Origin of the sequence: Streptomyces sp. NPDC048278 (assembly GCF_040652195.1) — a bacterium.
Taxonomy (GTDB): domain Bacteria; phylum Actinomycetota; class Actinomycetes; order Streptomycetales; family Streptomycetaceae; genus Streptomyces.
The window spans coordinates 31,669-48,868 of record NZ_JBEZLP010000016.1; the positions used below are offsets into that span (position 1 = coordinate 31,669).

The 17,200-nt window shown below is 71.7% G+C and carries 14 protein-coding genes; 10 read left to right on the plus strand and 4 right to left on the minus strand.

Annotated features, from left to right (window positions below; translation table 11 throughout):
- Positions 1–2: 2 nt before the first annotated feature.
- On the minus strand, positions 3–2,306 hold the full coding sequence (locus tag AB0D74_RS26565) for a glycoside hydrolase family 3 N-terminal domain-containing protein (protein WP_362591872.1): 2,304 nt from the start codon (positions 2,304–2,306) through the stop codon (positions 3–5).
- A 141-nt stretch (positions 2,307–2,447) separates the two neighbouring features.
- Here AB0D74_RS26565 and AB0D74_RS26570 point away from each other — a divergent pair, with 141 nt between their 5' ends.
- From AB0D74_RS26570 to AB0D74_RS26595, 6 genes are all read left to right on the plus strand, one after another.
- A complete protein-coding gene (locus AB0D74_RS26570) occupies positions 2,448–3,479 on the plus strand; it encodes a LacI family DNA-binding transcriptional regulator (RefSeq protein WP_362591875.1) in 1,032 nt (343 codons plus the stop codon).
- A 104-nt stretch (positions 3,480–3,583) separates the two neighbouring features.
- A complete protein-coding gene (locus AB0D74_RS26575; protein WP_362591879.1) occupies positions 3,584–4,930 on the plus strand; it encodes an endo-1,4-beta-xylanase in 1,347 nt (448 codons plus the stop codon).
- A 197-nt stretch (positions 4,931–5,127) separates the two neighbouring features.
- A complete protein-coding gene (locus AB0D74_RS26580) occupies positions 5,128–6,096 on the plus strand; it encodes an LCP family protein (RefSeq protein WP_362592271.1) in 969 nt (322 codons plus the stop codon).
- A gap of 163 nt (positions 6,097–6,259) precedes the next feature.
- Positions 6,260–6,616 carry a YciI family protein gene (locus AB0D74_RS26585; protein ID WP_362591882.1) on the plus strand — a complete coding sequence of 119 codons (357 nt, stop codon included), beginning with the start codon at positions 6,260–6,262 and terminating at the stop codon, positions 6,614–6,616.
- Positions 6,617–6,659: 43 nt separating this feature from the next.
- On the plus strand, positions 6,660–8,006 hold the full coding sequence (locus tag AB0D74_RS26590; protein WP_362591885.1) for an RNA polymerase sigma factor: 1,347 nt from the start codon (positions 6,660–6,662) through the stop codon (positions 8,004–8,006).
- A 112-nt stretch (positions 8,007–8,118) separates the two neighbouring features.
- Positions 8,119–10,143 carry a cell wall-binding repeat-containing protein gene (locus AB0D74_RS26595; protein WP_362591888.1) on the plus strand — a complete coding sequence of 675 codons (2,025 nt, stop codon included), beginning with the start codon at positions 8,119–8,121 and terminating at the stop codon, positions 10,141–10,143.
- On the opposite strand, the gene AB0D74_RS26600 is transcribed toward AB0D74_RS26595, so the two are convergent.
- Entirely contained in the window at positions 10,121–11,314 is a 1,194-nt protein-coding gene (locus tag AB0D74_RS26600; RefSeq protein WP_362591891.1) for a class I SAM-dependent methyltransferase, read from the minus strand. The two genes, AB0D74_RS26595 and AB0D74_RS26600, sit on opposite strands and share 23 nt — an antisense overlap.
- Positions 11,315–11,404: 90 nt before the next feature.
- Here AB0D74_RS26600 and AB0D74_RS26605 point away from each other — a divergent pair, with 90 nt between their 5' ends.
- From AB0D74_RS26605 to groL, 4 genes are all read left to right on the plus strand, one after another.
- On the plus strand, positions 11,405–12,292 hold the full coding sequence (locus AB0D74_RS26605) for a polysaccharide deacetylase family protein (protein ID WP_362591894.1): 888 nt from the start codon (positions 11,405–11,407) through the stop codon (positions 12,290–12,292).
- Complete coding sequence (locus AB0D74_RS26610) at positions 12,289–13,092, plus strand: polysaccharide deacetylase family protein (RefSeq protein ID WP_362591897.1); 804 nt, start codon at positions 12,289–12,291, stop codon at positions 13,090–13,092. The genes AB0D74_RS26605 and AB0D74_RS26610 overlap by 4 nt, the downstream gene beginning before the upstream one ends.
- Positions 13,093–13,397: 305 nt before the next feature.
- A complete protein-coding gene (groES, locus tag AB0D74_RS26615) occupies positions 13,398–13,706 on the plus strand; it encodes a co-chaperone GroES (protein WP_004955293.1) in 309 nt (102 codons plus the stop codon).
- A gap of 126 nt (positions 13,707–13,832) precedes the next feature.
- Positions 13,833–15,458, plus strand: coding sequence for a chaperonin GroEL (gene groL / locus AB0D74_RS26620; RefSeq protein WP_362591900.1), 1,626 nt, complete (start codon positions 13,833–13,835; stop codon positions 15,456–15,458).
- 86 nt (positions 15,459–15,544) lie between these two features.
- Here groL and AB0D74_RS26625 read toward each other — a convergent pair whose 3' ends face one another.
- Together AB0D74_RS26625 and AB0D74_RS26630 are read right to left on the minus strand one after the other, a co-directional pair.
- Complete coding sequence (locus AB0D74_RS26625; RefSeq protein ID WP_362591903.1) at positions 15,545–16,252, minus strand: ester cyclase; 708 nt, start codon at positions 16,250–16,252, stop codon at positions 15,545–15,547.
- 89 nt (positions 16,253–16,341) lie between these two features.
- Positions 16,342–17,115 carry an SDR family oxidoreductase gene (locus AB0D74_RS26630; RefSeq protein WP_362591906.1) on the minus strand — a complete coding sequence of 258 codons (774 nt, stop codon included), beginning with the start codon at positions 17,113–17,115 and terminating at the stop codon, positions 16,342–16,344.
- Positions 17,116–17,200 lie beyond the last annotated feature (85 nt).

Here is a 17,200-nt window from a genome sequence, read left to right on the forward strand (position 1 = left end):
GGTCACTCCAGCTCCGTCTCGCAGCGCAGCACCCGGTCCGGCCCCAACCGGCGTACCAGACCGGTCAGTTGGAGTGTCACCGTGCCCTGGGTGTCCGCGCTCGACGCCCCCACGCGCAGCTCCAGTGCCCCCGGCTCCACCACCCGCGCCCCTTCCCGGTCCGTGAACGCCGACAGGTCCGCGTGGAAGTGGAAGGTCACCCTTCTCGATGCGCCCGGGGCCAGGTCCACGCGCTGGTAGCCGATCAGGCGGACGTCGGGGCGGGTCACCGAGGCCACCGGGTCGTGGAGGTAGAGCTGGACGACGTCGGCGCCCGCCCGTTCGCCCGTGTTGCGGACGGTCACCGTCACGTCGTGTGAACCGTCCGTGGGGAGCTCGGCCGACGAGGGTGACGTCGGCTCCCAGGCGAAGCTCGTGTACGAGCGGCCGTGGCCGAAGGCGTACAGCGGGGTCGGGTCCAGGTTGCTGACCTCGCCCGCGAGGCCCAGCGGGGGCTGGAGGTAGGTCCAGGGCTGGCCGCCCGGCACGCGGGGGACGCTGACCGGGAGGCGGCCGGACGGGTTGACGCGGCCCGACAGCACTCCCGCCACCGCCGGGCCGCCCTCCTCGCCGGGGAAGAACGCCTGGACCACCGCGCCGAGCCGGCCGTGCCAGCGGCCCAGTGCGTACGGGCGGCCGGTGAGGAGGACGAGGACCACCGGGACGCCTGTCGTGAGCAGGGCGTCCAGCAGGCCGGACTGGACGCCGGGCAGGTCGAGGTCCGTGACGTCGCAGCCCTCGCCCGAGGTGCCCCGGCCGAAGAGGCCGGCCCGGTCGCCGAGGACCGCCACGCACACGTCGGCCTCCGCGGCCCGCGCCACCGCCTCCTCGAAGCCGGCGGTGTCGGGGTCCGAGACGTCGCAGCCCTCGGCGAACGTGACCTTGGCGTCGGGGAGTTCGGCCCGGAGGGAGTCGAGGACGGTGGGGACGGCGATGCCCAGGTCGACCTCGGGGTGGTGGGTCAGGACGTGGGACGGGAAGGAGTAGCAGCCCAGCATCGCGAGGGCGTCGGCGGCGCGCGGGCCGACCACCGCGATGCGGGTGTCGGGGGCGAGGGGGAGCGTGCCGTCCGGGTTGTCGAGGAGGACCACGGACTCCTCGGCCAGACGGCGGGCCAGCGCGCGGTTCGCCGTCGAGTCGAGGTCGACCGGGCCGTCCTGCCCGGGCTCCGGGGTCCAGTCCTCGTCCAGCATCCCCAGTGCGCACTTCTGGAGGAGGACCCGGCGGGCCGCCCGGTCGACGAGTGACTCCGGGATCATGCCGTCCCGGACCGCCGCCGTCAGCGGGCGGCCGTAGCACTTCAGCGTCGGCAGTTCGACGTCGATGCCCGCCGCCAGGGCGAGATGGGCCGCCTCCGCCTCCGTACCGGCGACCCGGTGCAGGGACTGCAGGAAGCCGATGCCGAAGTAGTCGGCGACGACCGTGCCGTCGAAGCCCCAGTCGTCGCGGAGGAGTTCGGTCAGGAGGCGGGGGTCGGCGGAGGCCGGGACGCCGTCCGTCTCGTTGTAGGCCGCCATCACCGAGCGGGCCCCGCCCTCCCGGAGCGCCATCTCGAAGGGGAGGAGGGTGACGTCGGTGAACTCCCGTACCCCCGCACGGACCGGGGCGAGGTTGCGGGCGCCGACGGAGGAGGCGTAGCCGGCGAAGTGCTTGAGGGTGGCGATCACTCCGGCCGACTCCAGGCCGCGGACGTACGCGGAGCCGACCGTGCCGACCAGGTACGGGTCCTCGCCGATCGTCTCCTCGACCCGGCCCCAGCGCGGGTCGCGGACCACGTCCAGGACGGGGGCCAGGCCCTGGTGGACGCCGACCGAGCGCAGGTCGTGGCCGATGCGCCGGCCCAGCTCCTCGACGAGGGGCGGGTCGAAGGCGGCGCCCCAGGCGAGCGGGACGGGATAGGCCGTGGCCTGCCAGGCGGTGAAGCCGGCCAGGCACTCCTCGTGGGCGATCGCCGGGATGCCGAAGCGGCCGGCCGCGGTGATCCGGCGCTGGGCGCGGGCCAGGGCTCGCGCCCCCAGCGCCGGGTCCACCGGGGCGGTACCGAAGGAACGGGTCAGCTGGCCGAGGCCGAGGGTGATCAGCTCGTCCCACTCGTAGTCGGCGGTCATCTCGCGTTGCAGCGGGGCGACCCCGTCGCCGTCCGTGGCGGCGCCCACCCACACCCCGTACAGCTGGGCGGTCTTCTCCTCCAGCGTCATCCGGGTGAGCAGGTCGTCGACGCGGGCGGTGGCGGGCAGTGCGGGGTCGCGCCAAGGAGCGGTGGTCATGAAACTCCCGTCTCTGCTCTCTGCGGGGTTCTGTGCTACTAACGCTGCTACGAATGTTTCGTACCACACACCGAATGTTCCGGGAACCTATGGCGTGCCAAGGTCTTCGTCAAGGGGGAGCGCGGGGATACGATCGCGGGCATGACGCCTTCGAAGCCCACAGAAACGCAGACGGCGACGCTCGCCGAAATCGCCCGTGAGGCAGGCGTGTCCGCTCCGACTGTTTCGAAGGTCCTGAACGGGCGTGCCGACGTCGCCCCCGCGACCCGCACCCGGGTCGAGGAGCTGCTGCGCGCCTACGGCTACCGGCGGCGCCGCGCCGAGGCCTCCCGGTCCCCGCTGATCGACCTGGTCTTCCACGAGCTGGAGAGCGCCTGGGCGATGGAGGTCATCCGCGGGGTGGAGAACGTGGCCCGGGACGCCGGGCTGAGTGTGGTGCTCAGCGAGAGCGCCGGGCGGCTCACGCCCGGGCGGACCTGGGCGGACCAGGTGGCGGCGCGCCGACCGCACGGGGTGGTGCTGGTGCTGTCGGGGCTCGACGAGTCGCAGCGGGCGCTGCTGCTGAGCCGGTCCATCCCGTTCGTGGTGATGGACCCGGCGGGGGACCCGGGGCCGGACGTGCCGTCGATCGGGGCGACGAACTGGCAGGGCGGGCTGGCCGCCACCCGGCACCTCGTAGAGCTGGGGCACCGGCGCATCGGGGCGATCAGCGGGCCGTCCCGGATGATGTGCAGCCGGGCCCGGGTGGACGGCTACCGGGCCGCGCTGGAGACCGCCGGGCTGCCGGTCGACCCGGACCTGATCAAGGCGGGCGACTTCCACCACGACGCCGGCTACCGGCTCGGCCTGGAGCTGCTGCGCATGCCCGGCCGGCCCACCGCGATCTTCACCGGCAACGACCTCCAGGCCCTCGGGCTCTACGAGGCCGCGCGCGAGCTGGGGCTGCGCATCCCGGAGGACGTGAGCGTCGTCGGGTTCGACGACCTGCCGCTGGCCCGCTGGGTGGGGCCGCCGCTGACGACCGTACGGCAGCCGCTGACCGAGATGGCCGAGGCGGCGGCGCGGCTGGTCCTGGAGATGGGGCGGGCGGAGGAGGCGACGACCGCGACCCGGGTGGAGCTGGCGACCAGCCTGGTGGTGCGGTCGAGCACGGTTCCGCCCGCAGACGCGTGAGGCGGGCGTGGCCGGAAGGTGACGTATTGACGGGTGGTGGGGGCGTCTCCACACTCCTCCGAAGCCAATCGGTTGCACAACCGAAACTTTCGGAGGCACCCGCAATGAGATCTCTGAGATTCGGCTTACCCCTCGCCGCGCTGTTCACCGGCGCGGCACTGCTCCTCACCGCCCCCGCGGCGCACGCCGCCGACACCCCGCTGCGCGACCTCGCCGCCGCGAAGGGCAAGGTCATCGGCACCGCGGTCACCGGCTCCAAGCTCACCGGCACCTACGGCGACCTGGCCGGCGGCCAGTTCAGCTCGCTGACCCCGGGCAACGCCATGAAGTGGGGGACGGTCGAGCCCACCCAGGGGACCTTCAACTGGACCGAGGCCGACCAGATCGTCGCCTTCGCCCAGGCCCACAACCAGCAGGTCCGCGGCCACACCCTGGTCTGGCACAGCCAGAACCCCAGCTGGCTGACGAACGGCACCTGGACCTCCGCCCAGCTGGGCAGCCTGCTGCAGAACCACATCAGCACCGAGGTCGGCCGCTACAAGGGGAAGATCGCCGCCTGGGACGTCGTCAACGAACCCTTCAACGAGGACGGCACCTACCGGTCGACGCTCTGGTACAACGGCCTCGGTTCCGACTACATCGCCAACGCCCTGACCTGGGCACACGCGGCCGACCCGGACGCCAAGCTGTACATCAACGACTACAACGTCGAGGGCGTCAACGCGAAGAGCACGGCCCTGTACAACCTGGTCAGGTCGCTCAAGGCGGCCGGCGTCCCGATCGACGGGGTCGGGCTCCAGGCCCACCTCATCCTCGGGCAGGTGCCGTCCACCCTCCAGCAGAACATCCAGCGCTTCGCCGACCTCGGCGTCGACGTGGCGATCACCGAGCTGGACATCCGGATGGCGCTGCCCTCCGACAGCACCAAACTCGCCCAGCAGAAGGCCGACTTCAAGTCGGTGGTGGCCGCGTGCGTGGCGGTGAGCCGCTGCGTCAACGTCACCGTGTGGGGCTTCACCGACTCCGACTCCTGGGTGGACAGCACCTTCCCCGGCTACGGCGCGGCGACCCCGTACGACGCGAACTACGCGCCGAAACCGGCGTACTACGGGATCTCGGAGGCGCTCGGCGGGACCACGACCACCCCGCCGCCGACCGGTGCCTGCACCGCCGCCTACGGCGTGACCAGCCAGTGGAACACCGGGTTCACCGGCCAGGTGACGATCTCCTGTTCCGGGGCTGCGCTGAGCTCCTGGAACGTGAGCTGGACGTACGGCGCCGGGCAGCAGATCACCCAGGCCTGGAACGCGACCTGCACCCAGTCGGGCGCGGCCGTCTCCTGCGCGAACGCCTCCTACAACGGGACGGTGGCGGACGGGAGTTCGGTCACCTTCGGGTTCAACGCGTCCTGGAGCGGGAGCAATCCGGTGCCCGTCGTCACCCTGGGCTGAACCCGGACTGAGAAGGGTGAGATTTTCCGAAGAAAACCCCTTCACGGCGCCTGCGCTAACAGTCCCCTAATAATTCGGACTTACGTTCCTGCCTTGTGACGGGACACGCGGGACACGAGGAGCAGGGCGGCGCGGGCAGACGGGTGGGCCGGCGGTCGAGAGCGCTGAAGATCGTCGGCCTCACCCTGGCCGGGGTCATGACGCTCGGCATCGCCGGCGCGGGGTGGGTCTACTGGCACCTCAACGACAACATCAGGAGCGTCGACATCAACAGCGCGCTCGGGGACGACCGCCCGGCGAAGGCGGTGACGACGCCGACGGCCACCGCGTCCGCCTCGGCCTCCGCGTCCCCGCTGCCCACCGGTTCGATGAACATCCTGGTGCTGGGCTCGGACTCGCGCAGCGGCAAGGAGAACAAGAAGCTCGGCGGCGGCAGCAGCTCGGGCGCCCGCTCCGACACCGCGATGGTCGTCCACGTCGACGCCGGCCGGACCTCCGCCACGATCGTCAGCATCCCCCGCGACACCCTGGTCACCCGGCCCTCCTGCCCGCTCTCCTCCGGCGGCTCGACCTCCGTCGCCTACAACGCGATGTTCAACAGCGCCTACTCGGTGGGCGGCGCGGTGTGCGCGGTCAAGACGGTCGAGTCGATCACCGGCGTCCGTATGGACCACTACCTGGAGATCGACTTCTCGGGCTTCGCGAAGCTGGTCGACGCGCTCGGCGGGGTGACCGTGACCACCGACCAGGACATCGACGACGACGACAGCCACCTGCACCTGAAGAAGGGCACCCACCACCTCGACGGCACCCAGGCCCTCGCCCTCGCCCGCACCCGGCACGGCATAGGCGACGGCAGCGACCTGGGCCGGATAGGCCTCCAGCAGAAGCTGGTGAAGGCGCTCCTGGACCAGATGGCCTCCATCAGTCTGCTGACCGACCCGGCCAAGCTCTACGAGGTCGCCGACGCGGTCACCTCCAGCCTCACCACCGATACCGGCCTGGACTCGCTCAGCGAGCTGATGCGGCTCGGGCAGAGCCTGAAGGGACTGACCTCCGACCACACGAAGACGGTGATGATGCCGGTGGTCACCGCGCCCTCCGACCCCAACCGGGTGATCGCGAAGGAGCCGGCCGCGAGCAAGCTGTGGGACTCGCTGCGCTAGGCCGGAAAACGGGCCGCGAGACGGGCCGGAAGGCAGGCCGGAAGGCAGGCCGGAAAAAAATCCCGGGAAATTCCGGCGGGGGTGTCGATCCGGTGGCGGGCTGTTCGACGCAAGGGTGAGATGCGGGGAGAGACCCCGCAGCAGTGGAACCCGAGGAGTCACCATGCCCCGTTACCTGTCGCTCGTGCGCATCGACGAGAACTCCGCCCCCGCCGAGGGCCCCAGCGAGGCGCTGATGCAGCGGATGGGCGAGCTGATCGAGGAGATCACCAAGGCCGGCGTGATGCTGGACACCGCGGGCCTGACGCCGACCGCCGACGGCACCCTGGTGCACTGGGAGGGCGGGAAGATCTCCGTCACCGACGGCCCGTTCACCGAGTCCAAGGAGGTCGTCGGCGGCTACGCGATCATGCAGTGCAAGGACAAGGCCGAGGCCCTGGAGTGGACCAAGCGGTTCCTCCAGGTGCACGAGGAGTTCTGGACCGTGACCTGCGAGGTCCGGGAGATCGCGGAGGGCTGACCCTCCTGGCGCACGTCCGGTGGCGGGTGTTGCATGGGGGGCTGTGAGCACACAGCCCCCCGCCGACGCCGACGCCGACATGCCTGTCGACGCCGACACGCCTGCCGACGCCGACGTCCCCACCGGGGCCGCGGCGGACGCCCGGGCCGACCCCCGCCACGCCATCGAGACCGTCTTCCGGCTCGAATCGCCCCGCGTGATCGCCGGGGTCGCCCGGATCGTCCGGGACGTCGGCATCGCGGAGGAACTGGCGCAGGACGCGCTGGTCGCCGCCCTGGAGCAGTGGCCCAGGGACGGGGTGCCCGGCAACCCGGGCGCCTGGCTCATGGCGACCGCCCGCCACCGCGCCGTCGACCTGGTCCGGCGCCGGGAGAACTACGCCCGCAAGCTCGCCGAGATCGGCCGCAGCACCGAGACGACGGCCCCGCCGGAGGAGCCCGCCGACCCGGAGGACATCGACGACGACCTGCTCCGGCTCGTCTTCACCACCTGCCACCCGGTGCTCTCGCCCGAGGCCCGCACCGCCCTCACCCTGCGCCTCCTCGGCGGCCTGACCACGGCCGAGATCGCCCGCGCCTTCCTGGTCCCCGAGCCGACGGTCGCCCAGCGCATCGTCCGCGCCAAGCGCACCCTCGCGACGAAGAACGTCGCCTTCGAGGTGCCGTACGGCCCCGACCGCGAGGCCCGGCTCGGCTCGGTCCTCGATGTCATCTACCTGGTCTACAACGAGGGGTACGCGGCCACGGCGGGCGACGACTGGCTGCGCCCGTCGCTCTGCGAGGACGCGCTGCGGCTGGCCCGCGTCCTGTCCGCCCTGATGCCGAAGGAACCGGAGGTGCACGCCCTCGCCTCGCTCCTGGAGTTCCAGTCCTCCCGCACGGCCGCCCGCACCGGCCCCGACGGCGCGCCGGTCCTGCTCCGGGACCAGAACCGGCGCCGCTGGAACCGCATGCTGATCGCCCGCGGCATCAGGGCCCTGGCCCGCGCCGACGCCACCGCGACCGGCGCCCCGGGGCCGTACGCCCTCCAGGCGGCCATCGCGGCCTGCCACGCGCACGCCTACACGTACGAGGAGACCGACTGGCGGTCCATCGCCACCCTGTACGGGCTGCTGGCGGCCCGCTCCCCGTCCCCGGTCGTCGAGCTGAACCGCGCGGTGGCCGTGTCGATGGCGGACGGCCCGGCGGCAGCCCTGGCGATCGTCGACCCGCTGACCGCCGAACCCGCGCTGAGCGGCTACCACCTGCTGCCGAGCGTCCGCGGCGACCTGCTGGCCCGCCTCGGGCGCACCGCCGAGGCCCGCGCGGAGTTCGAACGGGCCGCGGGCCTCGCCCGCAACGAGCGGGAACGGGAGCTGCTGCTCGCCAGGGCGCGCGAGTGCCCTTCGTAACCTGTCGGCACACTGCTGTTCATCCGTAACTCTGTTCCCACGGCAGGTAGTTGGCCTCTACAGTGACCCGGCCCCTGTACGGGGGCTGTGCAGACCATGGGGGGTCGACAACTTGAGACTGTTCACACGCCGTCGTGGCGCGGCGCTCGCGACCGCGGCGGTACTGGCCGCGACGGGCACCCTGGCGATCGCGCCGGGCGCCGTCGCCGACGACGCGGGGCCCTGGCCGGGCACCGAGGGCAAGATCCTGATGGACGGCCCGCGGCTGGTGGACCCGGCCACCGGGGCGGCCACCGCCGTATCGTCCGTCGGCTCGGGGCTCTACGGCGCCTGGGCGCCGGACGGCAGCCGGTTCGTCACCGGCTCGTACCAGACGATCAGCAGCGTGCGCACCAGCGGTGCCACGAAGCTCACCCTGCCCCCGGCGCAGGGCATGCGGATCAGCAACGGCACCTACACGGACCTGGCCTACGGCTGGAACGGCCGTTACGTCGTGTTCTCTGACGGCGGCCAGCTCGCCTACGGTCCCTCCGACGGCGCCTGGGCCCCCGGCCCGCTGCTGTCGAACACCCAGGAGCCGGCGACCGCCTGCGATTCCAACCCGACCGTCGACAACGACGGCCGCGTCGCCTTCGAGCGCCGCAGCGGGGGCTGCACCGCGGACGCGAGCGTCTACGTCTACGACTCGACCGCGAACACGGTCAAGCTCGTGATCAGCCACGCCGGGCAGCCCGCCTTCTCGCCCGACGGCAGCAAGCTGGTCTTCGTCCGCGAGTCCCAGCTCTACACGGCGAACGCGGACGGCACCGGCGTCCAGCAGATCACCGACGACACGCGTTCGTACTCCAACCCGTCCTGGTCGCCGACCGGCACCCGGATCCTCTACGACGTCCACACCGACCCGAACAGCAGCGACGCGCACAGCACCGAGTACGTCGACCTGGCCACCGGCGCGTTCACCCCGGTCCCGACCACCTGGGAGGGCAGCAACCCCAGCTGGCAGCCGGTCCGCAAGAACACCACCGCCCGGGTCTGGGGCGCCGACGCGAACGGCACGGTCGTCGCCTCCTCGCGCTGGAGCTGGAACACGGTCGGCCAGAGCCAGGCGGGCCTGCTGGACGCCAAGTCCGCCGTACTGCTCAACCAGGACGACTCGGCCGACGCGCCCACCGCGACCGCGCTGGCCGGCAAGCGGCAGGGCCCGGTGCTGCTCAGCTCGAAGACCGGGCTGTCGACGGCGGTGCAGAACGAGCTGAAGCGCACCCTGAAGAAGGGCGCGAACGTCTGGATGGTCGGCGGCGCCTCGGTGCTCACCACCAACGTCTCCACCCAGCTGAGGAACCTCGGCTACGTCCCGAAGCGGGTCTCCGGCACCGACCGCTACGACACCTCGGTCAAGGCCGCGAAGACGGTCACGACCAGCCCGGCCTACGTCTTCCTGGCCAGCGGCACCGACTACCAGGCGGCCCTCCCGGCCGCCGCCGCGGCCGGCGCCGACGGCACCGGCAGCGCGGGCAGCGTCGTCCTGACCAACGGCAAGTCGCTGACAGCGTCGGTGAAGTCGTACCTCAACAGCCTCGACCCGGCCAAGACCATGGTCATCACGGTCGGTTCGGACGCGAAGTACGCGCTGACCCACGGGTCGTTCTCGAAGTGGCCGTCGACGTACTACTACTACCCGGTCACGGGCGCCAACAGCGAGGCGCTGTCGGTGGCCCTCGCCAAGTTCTGGTGGACCACGCCGAGCCAGGTCGCGCTCGCCTACGCCGGCTCCTGGCGCGACGGGGTCTCCGCGGGCTCCGCGATGAACATCTACGGACCCGTGCTGTGGACCTCGCGGCCCGCCCTGTCCGACGAGGTCAAGAGCTATCTGCTGCGCGAGTCGGCCGGCACCCAGGCCGCGATGGCCTTCGGCGACACCGGCTCGGTGACGGCGGGCGCGCTGAACACGGCCGGCTCGTCGATCAGCGCGAGCGGCAACGACTTCGTGTACCAGCCGTACTACAACGGCGTCGCCGCGGCGAAGAGCGCCCTGGCGCTGCGCACGGACGCCGCCGAGAGCGCCCCGGCCGCCACCAGGTCCGCAGGGACCGCCGACCGGAACCTGAGCTCGCTCAGGACGGCCCGGCACCAGTAGCGGGCCGTGCGGGGGCGCCGACGAGCATGGTGGGCGCCCCCGCCACCCGGGTCAGGAACACGGTTGCCGCGTTCGGTCCCTGCGGCTTGACCTTCCGGCGCAGTTCCTCGGGTTCGACCGCCGATCCGCGCTTCTTGACGGTCAGGTTCCCGACCCCGCGCTCGCGCAGCAGCGCCTTGAGCTTCTTGACGTTGAAGGGGAGTTCGTCGGTGATCTCGTACGCCGTCGCGTAGTCGGTGGCCCGGAGCGTGTCGGCCGTGACGTACGCGATCGTCGGGTCGAGCAGGCCGCCGGCCAGTTCCTCGGCCGCCTCGGCGACCAGGTGGGCGCGGATGACGGCGCCGTCCGGCTCGTACAGGTAACGGCCGACCGGGCGGACGGCGGGGTCGGGCAGGCCGCGGCCCAGCAGGGTGCGCGGGCCGGGGAGGAGGGTGGCGCGGACGGCTCCCGGGGCGCCGGTGCCGAACCAGAGGACGGCTTCCTTGACGTCGCCGTGGTCCGAGATCCACTCCGCCTCGGCCGCCGCCGGGACCGCCTCGTGCGGGATGCCGGGGGCGATCTTCAGCGCGGCCACCCGGGCCGCCGACGCCGCCCCGACCGCCCAGGACAGCGGCGGTGAGTAGGCCTCCGGGTCGAAGATGCGGCCCCGGCCGCCGCGCCGGGCCGGATCGACGAAGACCGCGTCGTAACCGTCCGCGTCCACCTCCTGGACGTCCGCCTCCCGTACCTCGATCAGCCCGGCGAGCCCCAGCGCGTCGGCGTTCGCCCGCGCCACGGCCGCCGTCACCGGATCCCGGTCCACCGCGAGGACGCGGATACCGGCCCGCGCGAGCGCGATCGCGTCGCCCCCGATCCCGCAGCACAGGTCGGCCACCGAGGTCACCCCGAGCGCCTTCAGCCGCCCCGCCCGGTACGCGGCGACACTCGCCCGCGTCGACTGCTCGACCCCGTTCGGCGTGAAGAACATGCGGCCCGCGTCCGCCTCCCCGAACTTCGCCGCCGCCCGCTGCCGCAGCCGGGCCTGGGCGAGTGCCGCCGACACCAGTTCCGCGGGGTGCTCGCGGCGCAGCCGGGTGGCCACGGCCAGCTCGTCGGCGGGCGCGGTGCCGCGCACCTCGTCGAGGAGGGCGTGGCCCTCGGGGGTGAGGAGGGGGGAGAGGAGGTCGTTCACCGGGTCATTGTCGGCCAGTCGGTGGATGGTTCGCCTCCGGCCGAGGTGTCTGCCCGGGTTCCGGGGAGAGGGCTGAAAAGATCCGAGGCCATGCGAGCAGTCGTACAAAATGACAAAAATAGGGCGGCCTGGGCCCTGGGTGCCCTCCTGGCCGTGGCCGCCGTCGTCTCCGGCTGCGCCGGACCGGGCGACGAGTCCGGGGTCCGTCCCGCCGCGGGCCGGCAGGCCCACCAGGGCGCCGCCGCCCCCGACGACCACGCCGCCCTGGTCGCCGCCGCCCGGCGCTGGGGTCTCGACGAGGTCCCGCTGCGGCCCCCGGCCCCGCCCACGTACCGGCCGAGGATCACCGCTCGCGACGGGTTCGAGGTGGACGGCCAGGTGGAGGACGACCTGCCGCCGGTCTTCACCACGATCCCGACCAGGAAGAAGGTCGTCTTCCTCACCATCGACGACGGCGCCGAGAAGGACCCGGACTTCCTGCGGATGATGAGCGAGCTGCGGATCCCGTACACCGCGTTCCTCAGCAACTACCTGGTCAAGGACGACTACGGCTACTTCCGCCGGATGCAGGCCGAGGGCCACACCCTCAACAACCACACCCTCACCCACCCCTACCTGCCCGGTCTGACCTACGACGAGCAGAAGCACGAGATCTGCGGCATGCAGGACATCATGAAGAAGCAGTACGGCCGGGCGCCGACGGTCTTCCGGCCGCCCTACGGCAACTACAACGGCGACACCCTGCGCGCCGCCAAGGCCTGCGGCATCAAGTACGCGCCGATCTGGGACGAGGAGGTGTACGTCGACCACTGGGAGTACCGCGAGTGGGACCGCTCGCTGCACCCCGGCGACATCGTCCTCACGCACTTCCGGGGCCGGAACGAGTGGGACGGCACCATGGTCGACGACATGCGCCGCTTCCTGAACAAGGTCACCCGCGACGGCTACGCGGTGGCGCGCCTGGAGGACTACCTGTGAGCCGACCGAGGGCGACGGCCGCCGTCCTGGCCGCCGCCCTCCTCCTGGCCGCGTGCGCGCCCTCCGTCGACCCCATCGAACGGCTCGGCAGGAAGGCGGCCGACCGGGTGCACCCGCACGGCCCCTCCGGCGAGCCCGCGTACCGCCGCTGGGGCCTGACCGCGCCGCTCCCCGCGGCTCCCCGCCCGCCGCTCCACCCGCTGTCGTTCCGCACCGCCCTCCCCCCGGTCGTCGACCACGTCCCCACCTCCGACCGGGTGGTCTTCCTGACCTACGACGACGGCGCCGAGAAGGACCCCCGCTTCGTCGACATGGTCCGCGAACTGCGGCTGCCGGTGAGCATGTTCCTCACGGACAGCGTGGTCGGCCCCGGCTACGGCCACTTCGCCCGCCTCCAGTCGGTCGGCGCGAGCGTCCAGAACCACACCCTCGACCACCCGGCCATGCCCGGCCTGCCCTACGCGGGCCAGCGCGCCGAGATCTGCGGCCAGCAGGAGAAGCTGAAGTCCCGCTTCGGCATCCGCCCCCGCCTCTTCCGCCCGCCCTACGGCACCTACGACACCACCACCCTGCGCGCCGCCGCCGACTGCGGGGTCACGGCGGTGGTCCTCTGGCGCGCGGCGATGACCCCCGACGCCATCACCTACCGCACCGGCGACAAACAGCTCCGCCCCGGCGACATCATCCTCGTCGGCCCCGACGAGGCCCTCGGCCCACCCCTCCGAGACCGCACCGCCCGCCTCCTCCGCCGCGTACAGGCCAGCGGCCTGACGGTGGGCCGCCTGGAGGACTACCTGTAGCGCCACAAATCCAGCCCGTCCGGCGTTTGAGGACGAGGCCGAAGGCCGAACGGGGGGTCTGGGGGCGCAGCCCCCAGGACGGCCACCACAACCCGGGCCAACCCGGTTTTTTCGGCGCCGCGCCGCAGGCAATTGGCACTCCGCTTGACCGAGTGCTAATCGCGGTCATAGTCTCGGCTCTGGCACTCGGCAGATGAGAGTGCCAACAACGCGACGGGCAGGTCCGGCACCCGCGACGACGGATCCACCTGGTCGCCACCTCAGACAGTTAACCCCGTGAGATCTCCGAAGGGGGAGGTCGGATCGTGACGACCGCCAGCTCCAAGGTTGCCATCAAGCCGCTTGAGGACCGCATCGTGGTCCAGCCGCTCGACGCCGAGCAGACCACGGCCTCCGGCCTGGTCATCCCGGACACCGCGAAGGAGAAGCCCCAGGAGGGCGCTGTCCTCGCCGTGGGCCCGGGCCGTTTCGAGAACGGCGAGCGCCTGCCGCTCGACGTCAAGGTCGGCGACGTCGTGCTCTACAGCAAGTACGGCGGCACCGAGGTGAAGTACAACGGCGACGAGTACCTCGTCCTCTCGGCTCGCGACGTGCTCGCGATCATCGAGAAGTAAGCCTGCGACTCACACCTCAAGCACTCCGCTTGAAGCTGCGCCCCTGGCCCCCGCGATCCTTCGAGAAGCCGGGTGCCAGGGGCGCAGTCTTGTTCACCCAAGAATTCCGAGAGGGCATCCGCTGCCATGGCGAAGATCCTGAAGTTCGACGAGGACGCCCGTCGCGCCCTTGAGCGCGGCGTCAACAAGCTTGCCGACACGGTGAAGGTGACGATCGGCCCCAAGGGCCGCAACGTCGTCATCGACAAGAAGTTCGGCGCCCCCACGATCACCAACGACGGCGTCACGATCGCCCGCGAGGTCGAGATCGAGGACCCGTACGAGAACCTCGGCGCGCAGCTGGTGAAGGAGGTGGCGACCAAGACCAACGACATCGCGGGTGACGGTACGACCACCGCCACCGTGCTGGCCCAGGCGCTCGTCCGCGAGGGCCTCAAGAACGTCGCCGCCGGTGCCTCCCCGGCCTCCCTGAAGAAGGGCATCGACGCCGCGGTCGCCGCCGTCTCCGAGGACCTGCTCGCGTCGGCCCGCCCGATCGAGGAGAAGTCCGACATCGCCGCCGTCGCCGCGCTGTCCGCCCAGGACACGCAGGTCGGCGAGCTCATCGCCGAGGCGATGGACAAGGTCGGCAAGGACGGTGTCATCACCGTCGAGGAGTCCAACACCTTCGGTCTGGAGCTGGACTTCACCGAGGGCATGGCCTTCGACAAGGGCTACCTGTCGCCGTACTTCGTGACGGACCAGGAGCGCATGGAAGCCGTCCTGGAGGACCCCTACATCCTCATCAACCAGGGCAAGGTCTCCTCCATCGCGGACCTGCTGCCGCTGCTCGAGAAGATCATCCAGTCCAACGCCTCGAAGCCGCTGCTGATCATCGCCGAGGACGTCGACGGCGAGGCGCTGTCGACCCTGGTCGTCAACAAGATCCGCGGCACCTTCAACGCGGTCGCGGTCAAGGCCCCGGGCTTCGGCGACCGCCGCAAGGCGATGCTGGAGGACCTGGCGATCCTCACCGGCGCCACGGTCGTCTCCGAGGAGGTCGGCCTCAAGCTCGACCAGGTCGGCCTGGACGTGCTGGGCTCCGCCCGCCGCGTGACCGTCACCAAGGACGACACCACGGTCGTCGACGGTGCCGGTGACTCCGGTGCGGTCACCGGCCGCGTCGCCCAGATCAAGGCCGAGATCGAGAACACCGACTCCGACTGGGACCGCGAGAAGCTCCAGGAGCGCCTCGCGAAGCTGGCCGGCGGCGTGTGCGTGATCAAGGTCGGCGCCGCCACCGAGGTGGAGCTGAAGGAGAAGAAGCACCGTCTGGAGGACGCCATCTCCGCGACCCGCGCCGCGGTCGAGGAGGGCATCGTCTCCGGTGGCGGCTCCGCGCTCGTCCACGCCGCCAAGGTGCTGGAGGGCGGCCTGGGCAAGACCGGCGACGAGGCCACCGGTGTCGCCGTGGTCCGCCGCGCGGTCGTCGAGCCGCTGCGCTGGATCGCCGAGAACGCCGGCCTGGAGGGCTACGTCATCACCTCCAAGGTCGCCGAGCTCGAGAAGGGCCAGGGCTTCAACGCCGCCACCGGCGAGTACGGCGACCTGGTCAAGGCCGGCGTCATCGACCCGGTCAAGGTCACCCGCTCCGCCCTGGAGAACGCCGCCTCCATCGCCTCCCTGCTCCTGACGACCGAGACCCTGGTCGTCGAGAAGAAGGAAGAGGAAGAGGCCGCCGCCGCGGGCCACTCGCACGGCCACGCGCACTAGTACCGCCCCGGCATCGCACGAAGCCCCCGTCCCCGGTCGTCCGCCGGGTACGGGGGCTTCGCCCCTCGCGGGCTTTCACTGTGGTCTCAGTTCTCCAGCGCGTCCAGTGCACCGAGCTGACCCATCAGCCCGAGCCGGTCGTACTCCCACCAGCCCTCGGCGATCTTCCCGGCGGCGTCGAAGCGGTGGATCGTCGTCCCGGTCGTCCTGACGAGACCCCGGGTGTTCGGCAGCCCCAGGAACTCCGCCTTCTGCCGCCCCTTCCAGATCCACCGGGTGCACACCCGGTCGTCCTGGGTGAACTGGTCCTCGACATGGAACGTGAAGTCGAAGGCGCCCCGCCACATCCCGATCTCGCGCCGCACCGCGTCCATGCCGATGATGTCCTGCTCGTTGCCCGGGTCGTGGCCGTGGTAGTCCTCCGCGAGCAGCCCGTCCAGCGGAGCCAGCGGGCCGGCCGCGCCGATCGTCTCGAAGAACCGCCGCGCGGTACCGGCGTACAACCGCTCGTCGCGCACCACGTCCAGATCGGTGAACGTCGGCGTCCCGTCGCAGAGCGCCAGCAGGTCGTGGAAGACCTCGTCGGTCTCCGGGAGGGTCGAGTTCCGCATCGCCTCCTCGTACGACGGGAACTCCACGATCTCCACCACGTGCGCGGCGTCGGAGCGGTCCCGGCCGACCACCGCGTGCGTCGCCGTCCGCTTCCCCCTGGTCTGCTCGACCCACCTGTCCAGCAGCCGCTCCATCTCGGTCAGCCGGCTGGTCCTGCACTCGATGAGCTGCACGAACGTCATGACACCGCCTCCGGCCCCCCTGGGTCCGGTCCCGCACGACCATTTTCCCACCGGACCGGCCGAGGCTCCTGCTGTGCTGCTGTCGCTGCCTACTGCGGCCCGTACTTGCGGCCCGTCTTCGCGCTGATGCCGCCCACCAGCCCGCGCGGGGCCACCTTCGCCAGGCCGGTCAGCACCTTGTAGCGGGGGTCCGGGACCGACAGCGTCTTCCCGCGCGCGAGGTCGGCCAGCGCCGCCGCGACCAGTTTGTCGGCGTCCAGCCACATCCAGCCCGGGATGTTGTCCGTGCCCATCCCGGCCCGCTGGTGGAACTCCGTACGGACGAACCCCGGCGCCAGCGCCATCAGCCGCACCCCGGTGCCCGCGAGGTCGCGCGCCGCGCCCTGGGTGAACTGCACGACCCACGCCTTGGAGGCGCCGTACGTCCCGCGCGGCACGAAAGCCGCCACCGACGCCACGTTGACGACACCGCCCCGGCCGCGCTCGCGCATCGCCTCGGCCGCCGCCGACGTCAGCCGCAGCACCGCCTCGCAGTGCACCTTGAGCATGCGCAGCTCGTCGGCCATGGAGACGTCCAGATAACGGCCCTTGTTGCCGAAGCCGGCGTTGTTGACCAGCAGGTCGACCGGGTTCCTGTGGTCGCCGAGCCGGGCGGCCACCGACTCGATGCCGGGGTCCTCGGCGAGGTCGGCGGTGAGCACCTCCGCCTCGATGCCGTGCCGGTCGTGCAGCTCGGTCGCCTGTTCCTGCAGCCGCTTGGTGTCCCGCGCCACCAGGACGAGGTTGTGCCCGTCAGCCGCCAGGCGCCGCGCGAACGCGGCACCGATCCCCGCGGTCGATCCCGTAATCAGAGCCGTTGTCATGGACCAAGGGTAGTTACCCGGACTGACGGCGTCCGCTGCGCGCACCGGCTCTCCCTAAGGGTGAAGCGCCGGTGAACGGCCTGCG